Annotated in this window: 10 protein-coding genes; 6 read left to right on the forward strand and 4 right to left on the reverse strand. The window is 66.5% G+C overall.

Annotated elements, in window-relative coordinates:
* Positions 1-76 precede the first annotated feature (76 nt).
* The 6 genes from K254_RS24485 (at position 77) to K254_RS0120375 (ending at position 8450) form a co-directional block, all read left to right on the forward strand.
* A complete protein-coding gene (locus K254_RS24485; protein WP_231391962.1) occupies positions 77-1639 on the forward strand; it encodes an ABC transporter permease subunit in 1563 nt (520 codons plus the stop codon).
* Positions 1636-2562, forward strand: coding sequence for a sugar ABC transporter permease (locus K254_RS0120355; protein WP_026556885.1), 927 nt, complete (start codon positions 1636-1638; stop codon positions 2560-2562). Before K254_RS24485 ends, K254_RS0120355 begins: the two co-directional genes overlap by 4 nt.
* Before the next feature lie 2 nt (positions 2563-2564).
* Complete coding sequence (locus K254_RS0120360; RefSeq protein WP_026556886.1) at positions 2565-4469, forward strand: glycoside hydrolase family 13 protein; 1905 nt, start codon at positions 2565-2567, stop codon at positions 4467-4469.
* A gap of 88 nt (positions 4470-4557) precedes the next feature.
* The gene (locus K254_RS24490) at positions 4558-5961 is read left to right on the forward strand and encodes an FAD-binding oxidoreductase (protein WP_051389443.1); all 1404 of its coding nucleotides are present in this window, start codon (positions 4558-4560) and stop codon (positions 5959-5961) included.
* Positions 5962-6052: 91 nt separating this feature from the next.
* Entirely contained in the window at positions 6053-6589 is a 537-nt protein-coding gene (locus K254_RS0120370; RefSeq protein WP_026556887.1) for a hypothetical protein, read from the forward strand.
* Positions 6590-6839: 250 nt separating this feature from the next.
* Complete coding sequence (locus K254_RS0120375) at positions 6840-8450, forward strand: DUF5060 domain-containing protein (protein WP_026556888.1); 1611 nt, start codon at positions 6840-6842, stop codon at positions 8448-8450.
* A gap of 64 nt (positions 8451-8514) precedes the next feature.
* Here K254_RS0120375 and K254_RS0120380 read toward each other — a convergent pair whose 3' ends face one another.
* From K254_RS0120380 to K254_RS0120395, 4 genes are all read right to left on the reverse strand, one after another.
* Complete coding sequence (locus tag K254_RS0120380; protein ID WP_026556889.1) at positions 8515-9888, reverse strand: DUF4032 domain-containing protein; 1374 nt, start codon at positions 9886-9888, stop codon at positions 8515-8517.
* Between the two features lie 122 nt (positions 9889-10010).
* A complete protein-coding gene (locus tag K254_RS0120385) occupies positions 10011-11093 on the reverse strand; it encodes an ABC transporter ATP-binding protein (protein ID WP_026556890.1) in 1083 nt (360 codons plus the stop codon).
* Between the two features lie 157 nt (positions 11094-11250).
* Entirely contained in the window at positions 11251-11934 is a 684-nt protein-coding gene (locus tag K254_RS0120390; protein ID WP_081710285.1) for a GntR family transcriptional regulator, read from the reverse strand.
* Positions 11935-12005: 71 nt separating this feature from the next.
* A complete protein-coding gene (locus K254_RS0120395; RefSeq protein WP_026556892.1) occupies positions 12006-13469 on the reverse strand; it encodes a chlorohydrolase family protein in 1464 nt (487 codons plus the stop codon).
* Positions 13470-13497: the final 28 nt, after the last annotated feature.

Consider the following 13497-nt stretch of genomic DNA (forward strand, 5'->3'; position numbering starts at 1 on the left):
GACAAAAGCTCCAGAAGAGACGCCGCTTGCCCCCGCCCGGGAATCCGCGGCGCAGGCCCCGCGCCCGAAACCACCCCTGAAGGCGGCGAAGCATGTCGGCTTCGATTCGCTCAAGGGCATCATCGCCAAGATCGTTCTGCTGGGCTTGGTTGATGCCTTCGCCGTCTATGTGATGATGATGCTGTTCATCAGCGCGTCCTGGCTGGTGCTGGCCGTGGCCGCCGTCGTCGTGCTGGCCATCAACTGGATCTACCTGCGCAAGGGCGGCCTGCCGGCGAAATACCTTGCCCCGGGGGTCTTGTTCCTGCTGGTGTTCCAGGTTTTTGTTGTCATGTACAGCGGCTACATTGCCTTCACCAACTACGGCGACGGGCACAACAGCTCCAAGGACGACGCCGTTGCCGCCATCCAGATGACGGCGCAGGAGCGCGTCCCGGATTCGCCGGCCTTCCAGACCGCCGTCCTGCAAAAGGACTCGGCGCTCTACCTGCTCTTCACCGATCCGGCGGGCACGGTCCAGCTGGGCTCGGCCGATACGGCGCTGGAGCCTGCTCCCAACGCCACGAAGAACTCCTCGGGCAAGGCCACCGCGCTGCCCGGCTTCCAAACGCTGAACTTCAACCAGATCGTTGCGCAGCAGGATGCCATCCTGAAGATCTCCGTCCCGGTGTCCTCGGATCCGGGTGATGGCAGCCTGCGCACCGCCGACGGCAGCACGGCGTACCAGTTCAAGCCCTCCATGCACTACGACGCGGCAGCGGACACTTTCACTGACCTGGAAACGGGCGTGGTGTACACGGACAACGGCGAGGGCGCCTTCGCCGATGCCGCCGACAACACGCTCAGCACCGGCTGGAAGATCAACGTTGGCTTCGACAACTTCGTCAAGGCCTTCACCGACCCCGATCTGCGCGGGCCGCTGCTGGGCGTGATTGTCTGGACCTTCACCTTTGCCATTGCCTCGGTGATCCTCACGTTTGCCCTGGGCCTGTTCCTGGCCATGACGTTCAACCGCGAGGATATGCGCGGCAAGAAGATCTACCGGATCATCATGATCCTGCCCTACGCCTTCCCGGCGTTCCTGTCTGGGCTGGTGTGGTCCGGCATCCTGAACCCGCAGTTCGGCTGGCTCAACCAGACGCTGCTGGGCGGTGCGGAGATCGGCTGGCTCACGGACCCCGTGCTGGCCAAGATCAGTGTGCTGGTGGTCAATCTGTGGCTCGGCTTCCCGTACATGTTCCTGGTGTGCACCGGCGCCCTGCAGTCCCTGCCGTCGGAGCTGGACGAGGCGGCACGCATGGATGGCGCCGGCCCGTGGCGCGTATTCCGGGCCATCAAGCTCCCGCTGCTTCTGGTGTCGATTGCGCCCCTGCTCATCGCCTCCTTCGCGTTCAACTTCAACAACTTCAACGTGATCTACATGCTCACCGGCGGCGGACCACGGTTCACGGACACCACCCGCGACATCGGCTCCACGGACATCCTCATCACCCTGGTCTACAAGGTGGCATTCGGCCAGGGCACCGGGCGCGACTACGGGCTGGCCAGCGCACTGGCCATCATCATCTTCATCATCGTGGCCACGGTCTCGGCGATCAGCTTCAAGAAGACCAAAGCACTGGAAGACGTGAACTCATGAGCACTCAGACTTCCGTGGCCAGCAAGGCCGCGACGACGACGGCGGTCCTGCCGTCCCAGCCCCGGCGGCCCTTCGGCGTCTGGTTCAGGGACAAGGGGTGGCGCCACCTGGTGGGCGTGGTGGTGAGCCTCTTCGCCGTCTTCCCGCTGCTGTACGTGCTGTCGGCGGCACTGAACTCCAACGGCACCCTGGTGGGTTCAAATGCACTGTTCAGCCAGATCGACATCGGCAACTTCATCAAGCTCTTCGGCGACCCCGCCCGACCGTTTGGCCGCTGGTTCATCAACACCATGATCATCGGGCTGGTGACCAGCGCCGCCACAGTGTTCCTGGGCGCCATGGCGGCCTACGCGTTCTCGCGCATGCGGTTCAAGGGCCGCCGCGTGGGACTGCTCTCGCTGCTCCTGCTGCAGATGTTCCCCCAGCTGCTGGCCGTCGTCGCCATCTTCCTGCTGCTCAGCGGCATCTCCGAGGTTGTCCCGTGGCTGGGGCTGGGCAGCCAGCTCGGGCTGGTCATGGTCTATCTGGGCGGTGCCCTGGGCGTGAACACCTACCTGATGTACGGCTTCTTCAACACCATCCCACAGACCCTGGATGAGGCGGCCAAGATCGACGGCGCCAGCCACGTGCAGATCTTCTTCGGCATCATCCTGCGCCTGGTGACGCCGATTCTGGCCGTGGTGGGGCTGCTGGCGTTCATCGGGATTTCCAGTGAATTTGTCATTGCCAGCGTGGTGCTGACGGATCCTGACAGCCAGACTTTGGCCGTGGGGCTGTACTCCTTCGTGGCGGACACCCGTTCCAAGAACTGGGGCGTCTTTTCCGCCGGGGCCGTGCTGGCCGCCGTCCCAGTGATGGCACTGTTCCTGTTCCTGCAGCGTTACATAGTCAGCGGCCTGGTCCAGGGCGGCGTGAAGGGGTAAATATGCTCGAAGCACAGCCACACCACGACGGATCGGCCCTCTATGTGGGGGAGGTTCCGCCGGCGCTCGCCGAACGGTCTCCCCTGCGCGTGCGGACCCCGCACGACTGGCAGGAGGTCCAGCGGGTCTGGGTGCGCTCCGTCCAGGACGGCGAGCCGCGCTACGACGAGGCCGCACGCCTGGGCGACGCCGACGGCTGGACCTGGTGGGAGGCCACCATGCTGGTGGCCAACCCCGTGGCGAAGTACCGCTTCCTCTTTGAGACGGCCTCCGACGCCGGGCGCCCGGCCTATTGGTGGCTGAACAGCGCCGGGCTGCACAACCGCGACGTCTCTGACTACGCGGACTTCCGGCTGGGTGTCTTTGCGCCGGTTCCGGACTGGGTGCCCCGCTCGGCGATGTACCAGATCTTCCCGGACCGCTTTGCACGCTCCGCCGGTGCAGATGCGCACACGCTGCCGGAGTGGGCCGTGCCCTGCGACTGGAACAGCACCGAGGTGCGCGGCCGCGGCGCGGGTGTGGCTGAGCAGTTCTACGGCGGGGACATCCCGGGCATCACCGCCAGGCTGGACCATCTGGCCGCGCTGGGGATGGACATCGTCTACCTGACGCCCTTCTTCCCCGCGCACTCCAACCACCGCTACGACGCCTCCACCTTTGACAGTGTGGACCCGCTGCTGGGTGGGGACGAGGCACTGATCAAACTGGTGGAGGCCGCCCATGCCCGCGGCATGAAGGTGGTGGGGGACCTCACGGCCAACCATTCGGGCAGCAGCCACGAGTGGTTCCAGCGTGCGCTCGCCGATCCGTCCGCTCCGGAGACCGACTACTACTACTTCAGTCCGGACCACATGAGCTACGAATCGTGGTGGGGGATCCCCTCGCTGCCGAAGTTCAATTGGGCCTCGGCCGGGCTGCGGGAGGCCTTCGTCAGCGGCGAGGACTCGGTGGTGGCACGGTGGCTGAAGCCCCCATTCAACCTGGACGGCTGGCGGATCGACGTCGGCAACATGACCGGCCGGCTGGGCGCCCAGGACGTGAACCACGAGGTGGCCAAGCTGATCCGCGACAGGGTGGTGGAGATCAACCCCGATGCGCTGCTGCTGGGCGAATCCACCAGTGACGCCGCCCCGGACGTTGACGGCTCCGGCTGGCAGGGTGCCATGACATACTCCAACTTCACCAGGCCGCTGTGGCAGTGGCTCAGTGGCGAGGCTCCCGACGTCGACTTCTTCGGCACACCGCTGCGCGGGCCCAACCGGATCCCCGCCGAGGACTTCCTGGCCACGCACCGGGATCTGGCCAGCGCCTTCAGCTGGCAGGTGCGCTCGGCGAACATGAATGCGCTGAACACCCACGACACGGCCCGCGCCGCCAGCGTGATGCTGCCCGGCGGCCAACTGGTGGGGGCCGCGATGGCGTTCACCCTGCCGGGCATTCCGGTGGTCTTTGCCGGGGACGAGTTCGGCCTCGAGGGCGCCAACGGCGAATTCTCCCGCACACCGATGCCGTGGAACGATCCATCGCGGATCATCACGGATCTGCGCGGGGCCTATGGTGAGCTGGCGGCCCTGCGGCATGGACATGCGGCCGCGACCGGCGGCGGGCTGCGCTGGCTCCATGCGGCCGGTGATGTGCTGGCCTACGTCCGCGAGAGTGCCGAGGGATCGCTGCTGGTGGTTGCCTCCCGGGCGGACTTCTCCGGACTCGGATTTGATGCCCCGATTCTCCCTGCAGCAGCCCTGTCGGCGCTGGCCAGCGCTCCGCTGTTCGCCGCGGGGCAATGGACCTGGACGACGGCGTACGGCGCGGCCGTGCTCTCGGGCACCGGCCCGGGCGCGTACATCTGGGAGCTGCCGGGCACTGTGGTCCCGAATGCCCCGTCGGAGGATGCGGCGGTCTCCTGACGCGGACATGGTTTCTGTGGGTCACCGTCCGTTGCCTAGAATGATACCCAAGGGCCGGGGCAGCCTCCCGGCCGGCAGGAACAAATGGATGGGACTGGCCATGGCGGCACGCACGGACAACGAGACGGCCTTCGTACGCGATCTGGGTGCACAGCTGCGCTCCGACCAGCTGAGCGTGGAGGCTGCGGTCCGCACGGCGTACGCCGTCGACCAGGGTCCGATCCTGGCCTACGCAGAGCCGGTGGCTGTCGTCTGGGCGGAATCCATTGCCGACGTCCAGACGGTGGTGCGCATCGCGGCCCGCCACGGCGTACCGATCATCGCGCGCGGCGCCGGCACCGGCGTGTCCGGCGGGGCCCATGCCACCGAGGGCAGCATTGTGCTGAGCCTGGAGCGGATGAACACCATCCTTGAGCTCAACGCCGCGGACGAGGTGGCCCGCGTTGAACCCGGCGTGGTCAACGCAGATCTGAACACCGCAGCCGCCGAACACGGGTTGATGTACGCCCCGGACCCGGCCAGCTACAAGGTCTCCACCATCGGCGGCAACGTGGCCACCAATGCCGGCGGGCTGCGCTGCGCCAAATACGGCGTCACCCGCGATGCCGTGCTGGCCCTTGACGTGGTGCTGGCCGACGGCGAGTTGATCCACACCGGACACCGCACCTTCAAGGGTGTGGCCGGCTACGACCTGACCAGCCTGTTCGTGGGCTCCGAGGGAACCTTGGGCATCGTCGTCGGCATCACCGTGCGGCTGAAGTACCTGCCTACCGACATCCGCACGCTCGCGGTGTTCTTCCCCACGGTGCAGTCCGCCGCCGAGGGCGTGCTGGCCCTGGGCCGGGCCCGCGTGCAGCCGAGCATCCTGGAACTGCTGGATGGCCCGTCGCTGCAGGAACTGGACCTCCGCAACGGATCCGATCTGGCCAGCCGCGGCACGGCGCTCCTGCTGGCCCAGTTCGACGGCTTGGCCGCCGCCCAGGAAGTGGAAATCGCCATTGCGGCCCTGACGGCGCTGGGCGGGCGGGCCAGCCAGGAAGATCCGGACGAGGCCAACCGGCTGATGGACCTTCGCCGCCACAGCCGTGGCATGGACGTTGACTCGGAGATCACGGTGGGGGAGGACGTGGCGGTGCCGCGCTCGCAGCTGGTCCACTACGTCACGGCACTGGAAGAGATGGCCGTCCGCCACGGCGTGGGGGTACGGGTCATCGCCCATGCGGGGGACGGCAATCTGCACCCGACCTTCCATGTCGCCGAGCACACGGAGGAATCCGTTGCCGCTTTGGGCCGCGCGCTGGACGAATCGATCGACAAGGCGCTGGCCCTTGGCGGGACCATCACCGGCGAACACGGGGTGGGCCAGTACAAGCTCCGCTGGCTGGGGCTGGAGCAGAACGAGGACCTGCTGGAGCTCCAGCGCGGCATCAAAAACTACTTTGATCCGGCCAACATCCTCAACCCGGGCAAGGCCATTCCGGCGCGCCGGTAATTTGCATTAATCCGGCGGCCACGGCAGGATGCCACGGGGGGATGAGTTTGCCGTCCGCCGGGCGGGTGTCCGCCAATCTTCGGAGTTTTGCTTGAAAACGCGTATTCGCACCATTGCCGCCACGGCCCTTTCCGCCCTTGCGATCGGCCTGCTGGGCACCGTGGGCACCTTGACGGCCTCCACCGCCGCGCACGCCGTGGAGCTGCCGTCTCCTCCCGTTGAGCTCCCCAGCAAGCCTGAGAAGACGGTGGAGCCGGCGCCCCAGCCGACGGTTGTCCCGACGGCGACTGCGCCGCCCGCAGCTACGAAGGCGCCTGAGGCTCCGGCCCCGGCCGTCCAGACCCAGCGGGCCCCCGCCGTCGTCGAATCCGAGCCCGCCGACGAGCCGACGGCAACCGCCACGGCCTCCGAGAGCGCCTGGCCCACCTACACAGCAACGGCGACGGCGACGTCCACGGCCAGCATCTCGAAGGCGGCGGTGAAGCCGGAGGCCAACCTGGCCGATGCGCAGCCGGCGTCCACCGGCGGCAGTGTGATGACCTGGCTTATGGTCTTCTTTTCCGCCCTGGTGGTGGCCGGCGGTATGTACACGGTGTACGCCCTCAACAAGGAAAGCGGTCGACACTAGGGTCCCCGGCCGTGGGCCCAGGCACGACCAGCGGACTTCGACGGCGTCGATGGCCGCTTCCGCCCGACACGGAATGAACGCCTGAATTCCCCCAACAACCCGTCCCGCATCCCGCGGTCGCTGCCTGATATCTGCATGCTTTCAGGCTGAATAATGTTGCATGACTGAATATTCAGGGTACCAAAGGTGATCCAAGTCCTATAGGCTCCTACCGCTGATACGTTTCAATCAATCATGTGGAGGACGATCGATGAAGATCACACGACGAAGTATTCTGGCCGGCGCGGCTGCTATCGGAGCCGTCGCGGCCGTGGGGACGTCAACGTCGCCGGCTGTGGCGGCCCCGTCGGCGGTGCCCGCGGACAAGCCTGTGAAGCAGCCCGGGACGGTTGAACAATGGGGTCTCTATGAGATCGTGCTCAAGGGCCCGGAGAAGGGCAACAGCAACCCGTTCGTCGATGTAACACTCGCTGCGGTGTTCCAGGGAGCGGGACAGGCGATCACGGTGCCCGGCTTCTATGATGGCAACTCGACCTACCGCGTCCGCTTCTCACCGCCGCAGGCCGGCGAGTGGACGTGGAAGATTGAGAGCAACCTGCCGCCGCTTCGCGACTCAGGCCGCGTTACGGTGGTAGCGCCGTCCGCCGGAAACCACGGCCCGGTGCAGGTTGTGCCGGGTGGGTACCACTTCGCCTATGCCGACGGCTCGCCATACCGCCAGATTGGCACGACGTCCTACTCGTGGGCGCTTCAATCGGATGAAAAGTGCGCCCTGACTCTGGACACCCTGAGCAAGGCACCCTTCAACAAGATGCGGATGCTGGTTTTCCCCAATGTCCCCTCCGCCGTGACCGATCCGTTTGTGCGCACGGGGCCGGGCCCGAAGGATTGGGACCCGACGCGCTTCAACCCCGAGTACTTCACCCGTTACGAAGACCGGATTGCACGGCTCCTGGAACTCGGAATCCAGGCCGACGTCATCCTGTACCACCCGTACGATTCGACCCGCGGCTACTCCGATATGAAGCGCGCCGACGACGAGCGCTACGTGCGCTACATTGCCGCCCGGTTCGGCGCCTACCGCAATGTGTGGTGGTCCATGGCGAACGAGTATGACGGGGTCAAGACCAAGACCCTTGCCGACTGGGACTATCTGTTCCCGGTTCTCCAGGCGGCAGATCCGCACAACAGGCTGCGCTCGATGCACAACAAGAACATCTACTACGATGCCCGCAAGCCCTGGATCACGCATGCCAGCATCCAGAACCCAGGAGCTGCGCTGGACGTCATCCGGGCCCAACTGCACCGCGAGTTCGCACTCAAGCCCGTCATTTTCGACGAAGTGGGCTACGAGGGCAACATCAGCCAGCGCTGGGGCAAATTCACTGGCGAACAGATCACCCAGCGGTTCTGGAACTCCTTCGTCGGTGGCACGTACTGCGGGCATGGTGAGACGCACAACCCCGAGAAAAACCCCAGCACCTCCTGGCTCGGGCAGGGTGGCACCCTCAACGGCACCAGCGCACCGCGGCTTGCGTTCCTCAAACAGATCATGGACGACGGCCCGGCTCCCGGGATCGACGCGCTCCAGCCGTGGTGGAACTACGACACCGGCGGAGTCGACAGCCAGTACTACATCCACTATTTCGGGGAGGACGCGCCAACCGCGTGGGATGTCCTGCTGCCCAACGGTGCACCGCAGACCTATCGGGCCGACCTCATCGACACCTGGAACATGACCATCACCCCGGCCGGTACGTTCACCATGGCCAAGACAGACGCCGGCGCCCAGGATCCCGCGCGGCCGACCGTCGCACTTCCGGGCAAGCCCTGGATGGCTGTGCGGTTCACCAGGGTCTAGACAAGGAAGGCGGCCGGCCTGGGGTGCCGCTCCCGTCGGGAGCGGCACCCCAGGCCGGGAGCGGCTAGTCGTCCTCGGAGTTGGTGAGGACCCCACCTTCGAGCATTGCCATGGTGGCGGTGTCGGCGGTGAGCATGATGGCGGCCTCGTCACGGCGGTGGCGCAGGATGGTGTCGATGTAGCTCTGCAGCGCCTCGGACAGCGGCGTATTGCGGTCCTGGGCCTGCGACATGTACCAGCGGTGCTCCAACACCTCGTGGACCACCTCGGCCGGCTCCAGCTTGCCGCCGAGCTCGCGCGGGATGGCCCTGACGATGGGTTCGAAGATGGAGCTGACCCAGCCGTGGGCACTGATCTCTTCATCCTGGTCCGGGTCCGTGTCGGCCCGGAACGAGTCCATCTCATTGAGCAGGCGCCGGGCCTGGTTTTCCTGGGCGTCGATGCCCGTCAGGCGCAGCAGGCGGCGCTGGTGGTGGCCGGCGTCGACCACCTTGGGCTGGAGCTGGATGGTGGCGCCGTCGGGGGTGGTCTTGATGGCGTACTCCTCGACATCGAAGCCCAGCTCATTCAGGCGGCGGATGCGCGCACCCACGCGCCAGCGCTCGCCCAGTTCGAAGGACTCCTTCTCGGTGAGTTCCTTCCACAGCCGGCGGTAGCTCTCCATGATGAGCTCGCTGGTGGCCACGGGGTCCACCTTCTCCTCGATCAGACCGCCCTCCAGCAGATCCATCAGCTCGCCGGCGATGTTGACGCGGGCGATCTCCAGATCATATTCGCGCTGCCCCGTGGACAGGTCCGGGTACAGCTCACCGGTTTCGGCGTCCACCAGATAGGCGGCGAAGGCGCCGGCATCGCGGCGGAAGAGCGTGTTGGAGAGCGAGACGTCGCCCCAGTAGAAGCCGATCAGGTGCAGGCGCACCAGCAGCAGTGCCTGGGCATCGATCAGGCGGGTCAGGGTGTCGCGGCGCAGCTTCTGTGAAAAGAGGGCGCGGTAGGGAAGCGAGAACTTCAGGTGCCGGGTGACAAGCACCGGGTCCAGCGGGGCGCCCGACGGCGTGGTGCGGCCGGTGATGACTGCCACCGGTTCCACGCAGGGGACGTCGAGCCGGGCCAGTTTGCGGAGCATGTGGTACTCGTGGCGGGCCACGTGCTCGGAGGTTTCCTTGATGGCGATGACCGAGCCGTCCAGGTGGGCGAAGCGCACCACGTGGCGGGAGATGCCGCGGGGGAGGGCGGCCAGGTTCTCGGCCGGCCAGTCCTCCAGCTTGATGTGCCAGGGCAGATCCAGCAGTCCGGGGTCAGTGGAGGCCGCCGTAATGTTCAACGAGCCAAGCACCGACGCCGGCACGGTGGGGGTGCTGCCGGTGCGCGGCAGCTTGCCGTGCTGGTCGAAATCTGTGGGCTCGTCGGTCCACTGGGCGCCGCTGGATTCAGTCATGGCTCAATTCTTCTCTATAAATCGTGTCGAAACGTTCCGGCCCGGAAAGCAGAAAACGCGGGCGGCCCGCCCGGCCCAGGGACACTGGACCGGGAAAGCCACCCGCGCTTGTCTTGTGTGGACTAGTCGCCCAGGCGCAGACCGGAGGTTGCGTCGAACAGGTGCACGTGGCCAACCTGCGGACGGACGTAGATCTTGTCGCCCTTCAGCGGGGGGCGGCGGCCGTCGACACGGACCACGATGTCGCGGTCGGCGCCATCGATGGAGGTGTGGCCGTACACATAGGCGTCGGCACCGAGCTCTTCGACGACGTCGGCCTCAACGGCCAGGCCTTCGCCGGCGCCAACGATTTCCATGTCCTCCGGGCGGACACCCAGCGTAACGGTGGAGCCGTGGGCGGCTGCCAGCACATCGCGCGGCACGGGGTACACGGCGCCGCCGAACTTCACGCCGCCGTCGACGACGGGCAGTTCGAGCAGGTTCATGGCGGGGGAGCCAATGAAGCCGGCAACGAACACGTTCAGCGGGCGGTCGTAGAGGTTGCGCGGGGTGTCGACCTGCTGCAGCAGACCGTCCTTCAGCACGGCGACGCGGTCACCCATGGTCATGGCCTCGACCTGGTCGTGGGTCACGTAGACGGTGGTGACGCCCAGGCGGCGGGTCAGCGAAGCAATCTGGGTGCGGGTCTGCACGCGCAGCTTGGCGTCGAGGTTGGAGAGCGGCTCATCCATGAGGAAGACCTGCGGGTTGCGCACGATGGCACGGCCCATGGCAACGCGCTGGCGCTGGCCACCGGAGAGGGCCTTCGGCTTGCGGTCGAGGTAGGCCTCCAGGTCCAGAAGCTTTGCGGCTTCCTTCACGCGGGTGGCGCGCTCTTCCTTGGAAACGCCGGCGATCTTCAGCGCGAAGCCCATGTTGTCAGCGACGGACATGTGCGGGTACAGCGCGTAGTTCTGGAAGACCATCGCGATGTCGCGGTCCTTCGGCGGAACGTCGGTGACGTCGCGGTCGCCGATGAGGATGCGGCCGGCGTTGACGTCTTCCAGGCCGGCGAGCATGCGCAGGGAGGTGGACTTGCCGCAGCCGGAGGGGCCAACGAGAACGAGGAATTCGCCATCGGCGATATCGATGTTGAGCTTGTCAACAGCGGGCTTGTCGGTGCCCGGGTAAAGACGCGTTGCGTTGTCAAAAGTAACTGTAGCCACAGTTATTCAGTCCCTTCATCGGCAGGTACGTGCCGAACGATCCGTAGTGAATGGTGAGTATTCAGTTTTTCATTGGCGGTTAAGCCAACGAGTATGAGTATGACATACGCCACGGTGTGCTCCGTCACATTTCACCCCCGCGTCCATCATACGGACGCTATTCGGGCGGAAGGACGCCCACCAGCCGGGCAACTGTTGGTTCGCGGCCCAGCTCAACGTGGGCGTAGGCCAGCGCCGCGGCCAGGTCCGGCTTGCCCGCGGCGATGGCCTCGCACAGGGCGCGGTGCTCGGTGTACTGGGCCTGCGGGTCGCGTTCGCTGGTCAGGGCGAACAGGCGCCGCAGCCGCCCGAGCAGCGGGCGCATGGTGGTCTCCAGCAGGGAACTGCCACTCATCGCGATGATCTCCGCATGGAAGGCGGTGTTGCATTCGGCGATCCGCGGCACATCGTTGGCGTCGGTGGCAGCGCCGCCCTGCACCACCAGTTCCGCCATGCGGTCCGCAGGGGATCCGTCGGCAACGGCCTCGGCGGCCTTGCGGGCGGCAAAGACCTCCAGATTGAGCCGGAGGTCGAAGAGCTCGCCGACGTCCTTCAGGGTGAAGGCGCGGACGACGGCGCCGCGGCGCGGGTAGGTGGTGATGTAGCCGTCGACCTCCAGCTGGGGCAGCGCCTCGCGGATGGGGACGCGCGACACCGACAGGTCCTCGGAGATTTCACGTTCCCGCAGCCGGTGCCCCGGAGGGTATTCGCCGCTGATGATCTTCCCGCTGATCCGCAGGTATGTCTGGGCCGCCAGCGAACTCTGAAGGTCGCCGTCGGACTCGGTGCCGTGATGGTCCATGGATGGTTTCCTCCGCTGCAAATGGGTGGCCGTGCGATTGCCAGCATAAGGGCACCGGCGCGCGGGTGGGGCTAGTCTGCCGCCGGATAGCTGGACGGGAAGAGCTCAGCGGCACTGCGTCCGCGCCAATCGCGCTCGCTGTAGGCGCCGCGCATCTTCTCGAAGATGGGCTGGGCAGCCGCTGCCAGGGCCGGGAGGTCGACGCCGGGCAGGGTGCCGTTGGCCATGACCGTGCGTCCGGCCACCACCGAATGGACGGCGTTGCGCGCCGTGCCATTGAGCAGCAGCGTGCGCAGGGGGTCGTCGATGACGCCGTCGCGGAAATCGGACAGCGAGAAGGCGACGATGTCCGCCTGGGCACCGGGCTCCAGCCTGCCCAGGTCCGGGCGCTTCAGGGCCGCCGCGCCGCCAAGGGTGGCTGCATCAAAGTAGTCCGACGCCGGGGCGGAATCCGAGCGGCGGTCGGCCAGCTTGGCCAGGTGCACGCCGGCATCCATGCCGCGGACGAGGTCCGGCGGGAAGGAGTCGGTGCCGAGGCAGAGGTTGATGCCTGCTTCCTTGTAGACACTGAAGGAATCCAGCACGCTGCCGTAGCGGAAGGAGGTCTGCGGGCAGTGGATGACGGAAACGCCCGCCGCAGCCAGGGTGGCCAGATCGCCGCGGTCCTCGCCAAAGATGCTTCGGTGGCGGTCGATCAGGATGCCGTGGGGGACCAGCAGGCGGTCATTGAGCAGCCCGGCGGAAGCCATCATCTGAAGGGGCGTCGAACTGTGGGCCTCGGCCAAATAGTCCCGCTCGGCCATGCCCTGAAGGCTGTGCAGGCGTACCAGGACATTGCGCTCGGCCGAGGCCTGGGCTGTGGCCCGCATCAATTCCGGGGTGAGTGTCTCGATGCGGCAGGGCAGCAGCACGCCCGTCACCAGCGGATCGTCCAACGCATCCGCGTAGTCGAGGAAGGCCAGGGCATCCGCCAACCCCGCCTCACCCAGGGGTGGGTCGAACAGGACGGTGCGGACGCCGTCGTCGTCGATGATGTTGACCCCCGAACGGTAGGCCGGGCCCAGATAGCCGCGCAGGCCCAGCTCCCGGGAGGTCTCAGCCATGCCCACCAGCTCCGGCAAATCTTCGGCCCAAGCGCTATGCACCTCCGAGGCGATGGGCATGTAGGTGGTGATGCCGTGCAGGGCGAGCTGGACCAGCGCATAGCGGCGGATGGTTTGGCGCTCCTGGGGCGAAAAGACATCGCGGCGGCGGTTGGTGAAGTAGTCGCCGGACCAGGTGAGCCCCTTGGCCGCCTCGCTGCTGTGCCAGGAGTCCAGCAGCAGGTGGTCGATGTCCGTGAGCGCATCCAGATCGATCAGGCCCGGCGCCAGCAGCGCATGGCCCAGATCGATGGACTCGTCCACGGCACCCTTGAAGCCATGGCCGACGTGCACGATGACGTCATCCTCGTACACGACCGTGGCGTCGCGGAACAGGACATGGCTGCCATTCCGATGGCCCAGGACGTGGCTGGCGGTGAGGGACGTGCGCATGGCGGGGCTCCTTGGTGTCGTGGCGTGG

The organism is Arthrobacter sp. 35W (genome assembly GCF_000482545.1).
Taxonomy (GTDB): domain Bacteria; phylum Actinomycetota; class Actinomycetes; order Actinomycetales; family Micrococcaceae; genus Specibacter.

Bases quoted from the DNA above. Each gene is read 5' to 3' on its own strand.
- K254_RS0120375 (WP_026556888.1), top strand. From the start codon at position 6,840: ATGAAGATCACACGACGAAGTATTCTGGCCGGCGCGGCTGCTATCGGA.
- K254_RS0120390 (WP_081710285.1), bottom strand. From the start codon at position 11,934: ATGGACCATCACGGCACCGAGTCCGACGGCGACCTTCAGAGTTCGCTG.
- K254_RS0120355 (WP_026556885.1), top strand. From the start codon at position 1,636: ATGAGCACTCAGACTTCCGTGGCCAGCAAGGCCGCGACGACGACGGCG.
- K254_RS0120395 (WP_026556892.1), bottom strand. From the start codon at position 13,469: ATGCGCACGTCCCTCACCGCCAGCCACGTCCTGGGCCATCGGAATGGC.
- K254_RS24490 (WP_051389443.1), top strand. From the start codon at position 4,558: ATGGGACTGGCCATGGCGGCACGCACGGACAACGAGACGGCCTTCGTA.
- K254_RS0120360 (WP_026556886.1), top strand. From the start codon at position 2,565: ATGCTCGAAGCACAGCCACACCACGACGGATCGGCCCTCTATGTGGGG.
- K254_RS0120380 (WP_026556889.1), bottom strand. From the start codon at position 9,888: ATGACTGAATCCAGCGGCGCCCAGTGGACCGACGAGCCCACAGATTTC.